General features: G+C 64.6%; 3 protein-coding genes and 1 pseudogene. 3 read left to right on the top strand and 1 reads right to left on the bottom strand.

Annotated elements, in window-relative coordinates:
- Positions 1-537, bottom strand: a pseudogene (locus tag AC4FAH_RS11650) (transglycosylase SLT domain-containing protein); the annotation flags it as partial.
- 274 nt (positions 538-811) lie between these two features.
- Between AC4FAH_RS11650 and AC4FAH_RS11655 the strand changes: the two are divergent.
- The 3 genes from AC4FAH_RS11655 to AC4FAH_RS11665 all read left to right on the top strand — a co-directional run bounded on the left by AC4FAH_RS11655 (position 812) and on the right by AC4FAH_RS11665 (position 2952).
- Entirely contained in the window at positions 812-1150 is a 339-nt protein-coding gene (locus tag AC4FAH_RS11655; protein WP_107335278.1) for a YkvA family protein, read from the top strand.
- 240 nt (positions 1151-1390) lie between these two features.
- Positions 1391-1777: an MAPEG family protein gene (locus AC4FAH_RS11660; protein ID WP_286987323.1), complete on the top strand. Its 387-nt coding sequence runs from the start codon at positions 1391-1393 to the stop codon at positions 1775-1777.
- Positions 1777-2952, top strand: a complete 1176-nt coding sequence (locus tag AC4FAH_RS11665; protein ID WP_490246069.1) for a hotdog domain-containing protein — start codon at positions 1777-1779, stop codon at positions 2950-2952. Before AC4FAH_RS11660 ends, AC4FAH_RS11665 begins: the two co-directional genes overlap by 1 nt.
- The last annotated feature ends 16 nt before the right edge of the window (positions 2953-2968 follow it).

Here is a 2968-nt window from a genome sequence, read left to right on the forward strand (position 1 = left end):
GCGCAACGCCGAGAACAGCGGGTCACAGGCCGAGTCCTGCGAGCCGGAGACATGCCAGAGCTTCAGGCCGCCTTGCGATGCGCTCGCGACATCATTGCTCAGCTGCGCCGTGTAGTAATAGCACTGGCGCTGCGCGCCGGCCGGCACGCCATCGCTGACTTCCAGCAGGGCATCATGACGGCCGGTACGCCCGTAGGCGGAGATCGCCTGGCCTCGCATCCACTCGGCCAACGGCGAGTCCGCATGACGCTCGATGAAGGACAGCACTTCCGCGGCGGTGACGTACGGCAGGCGGGCCTTGAGCTGGTGATATTCGATGTAGCCCTCCAGCACGTGGCCATTGACGGCGACCTGCTGAATCTCGTCAAAACGCTTGGCGCGCGCATCATCGAAGGCGGCGCGGAAGCTCTGGTCACTGGGAGTGGCGGCCTGCAGGGGCAGGCTCAGTCCCAACAGCAGGCCTAGGCCGGTGAGGTGCCGCAGCGCCGCGAAGCGACGGCTGCCACGGGATCGGAGTGTTTGCTTGCCTGGTGTCACCTGGGACTCCTGCGACTGTCGGTAAAGGGGGCGTGGGCTGGCTGCGACCTTGTGGTGGCGGTTCAGTGCCCCGATGTTGAACAAGTGCCCCGATATTGGCTATCAGGGGTTGCCGATTCAGTAACGATAGTGGCTATCGTGGCAGTGGTCGGCGCTGAATAACAGCACCATCTGATACTGATAGTGAATTATCCGAGAGTGATATCGCGGCTGTGCTGCCGCGAAGATGAAAAGCTCAGTGAATGAAATTTGTGCTACCCGTGAGGAGTCCACTATGGGCAAGGCATTATGGTTGACGCGATTGTTTGGCCGCCGACATGTGCTGGGCAAGGCAGGCGCCGCCTTGCGCACCATGGGGCCCTTGCTGCGCGACGTGGTGAGTGGACGTTATCGTCCGGTGCCGTGGAAGGCGCTGGGGTTGGCGGCCGGCGCCTTCATCTATCTGGTCTCGCCGCTGGATCTGATTCCGGATCTGCTGGTGGGGCTGGGGATTCTCGATGATCTGGTGATCGTGACCTGGTTGCTCGGCAAGCTCGATGATGCGCTGGCCGACTATCGCCTGTGGCGTGGCGAGATTCCCGAACCTGATCCCTCCGAGCCGCCGACTCCCTGAAGGCGTGCAGCGTGGAAACTCCATTCCTCTACCAGCCCTGATGCTGGCACTGGCCATTGGCCGCATGGCAGGGACGCCGCGACCCTGCCATGCTCGTGACACGCTATCAAACACCAGTTTGAATTGGCGTGCCGTCAGTGTCTGATCTGCCGTTTATCACAGGGCGGCGCACCGTTTGTTCACAAACGAGACGCGCCGCTGTGGCAACGCCCTGAACAACGCCTTTCAAGGAAATTCTGCATGCTGATCTATGCCTGCCTGCTGTTTGCCGCACTGATGCTGGTGCTGACCAAGGTGCCTGTCGCCTGGGCGCAACATCGAACCGGACGTTACGAGAACCACGATCCGCGCGCACAGCAGCGTGAACTGACGGGCTTCGGGGCCCGCGCGCTCGCCGCGCACCAGAACACCATCGAAGCCTTTCCGCTGTTTGCCGCCGGGGTGCTGGTCAGCGTGATCACCGCGCCGGGCGCGCCCATCGCGACCACGCTGGCGGTGATCTTCGTGCTGGTGCGTCTAGGCTATTGGGGCTGCTATCTGGCCAATATCGCCCCGTTGCGCTCCCTGCTGTGGGGCGTCGGCTATCTGGTCTCCCTCGCATTGATGGCGATGCCGCTGTGGATGTGATGCATGTAGTGCCACAGAGCCTGCTGGGACTGGCCGTCAATCCCGCTGACGTGCCGGCTGCGGGTGGCGTATTGGATGACGCCTGCTGGGCGCGGGCGCTGACCGGATTCCTGAGCTTCATTCCGCACACGGCGCGCTTGAACGTCAGGGTCGAGGAGGTCGCCGCGCCGGCCATCCGCATGCAGCTGCCGTGGCAACCGGCCTTGATCGGCGATCCGCACCGCAGGCTGGTGCATGGCGGTGTGCTGACCATGTTCGCCGATACGCTGTGCGGCAGTGCCGTGCTCACGGGGTTATCGGCACCGGAAGTCTGCCCGACGCTGGATCTGCGCCTCGATCACTACCGACCCGGCGTCGAGGGCCTGGCGTTGGTGGGCGAGGCGCGCGTGCTGCGGGTCACGGAATCGATGGTGTTTACCGAGGCGCAGATCTGGCAGCAGCCGGGCAAGATCCTGTGTCGTGCGATCGGCAACTTCGTCAGGCTCGGCGAGCGCAATACGCCCAGCGGCTTTGCCGAGGCGCTGCTGGCGGCGGCCAACGCTCAAGCCCCCGCGAATCCTTCCACGGTCGAGTCGGAACCGCTGGGGCAGTCAGCACAGGCTGCACAGCCAGCAGACGAGAAAACCGAGGCGCAGGCGCCGCGTGATGCCCAGGACCCGCGCGGCCTGCTCAGTGCGCGACGTTTCGTCGAAGGGCAGCGCACACACGCCGACCTGGCGGCGCTGCTGGCGAGTCTGCCCTACGCGCAGGCGATCGGGCTTGGGCTGTGTGCCATTGACGGGCAGCAGGCGGGCGCGGCCAGCGATGTCGAGCTGCATCCTGAGCAGGCGCTGAGCTATTCCATGGCGGCGATGCCCGACAATGTCGGCAACCCGATGCTGCCGGCGGTGCATGGCGGCGTGCTGGCCGCAGCGATGGAAACCGCCGCGACGCTTGAGGTGCTCAGGCGGCATGGGCGCGGTGGTCGTGAAGCGCGCCTGCCCAAGCTGATCGATTTCTCCATCGACTATCTGGCCACGGCGCGCGGCGATCAGGTGACGCGCATCGACTGTGAAGTGATGCGCGAAGGCCGCCGCATGACCAATGTGCGCGTCAGTGCCTGGCAGAAATCCCGCGAGCAACCAGTTGCCAGCGCGCGCATGCACTTCGTGCTGGAATCACTCGCCTCCCCGTGATGGGCAGGCGATGTCT

This window comes from Cobetia sp. (genome assembly GCF_983723665.1).

What these genes read in the sequence shown, in the direction of transcription:
- AC4FAH_RS11655 (WP_107335278.1), top strand. Translation starts at nt 812, where the DNA reads ATGGGCAAGGCATTATGGTTGACGCGATTGTTTGGCCGCCGACATGTG.
- AC4FAH_RS11665 (WP_490246069.1), top strand. Translation starts at nt 1,777, where the DNA reads ATGCATGTAGTGCCACAGAGCCTGCTGGGACTGGCCGTCAATCCCGCT.
- AC4FAH_RS11660 (WP_286987323.1), top strand. Translation starts at nt 1,391, where the DNA reads ATGCTGATCTATGCCTGCCTGCTGTTTGCCGCACTGATGCTGGTGCTG.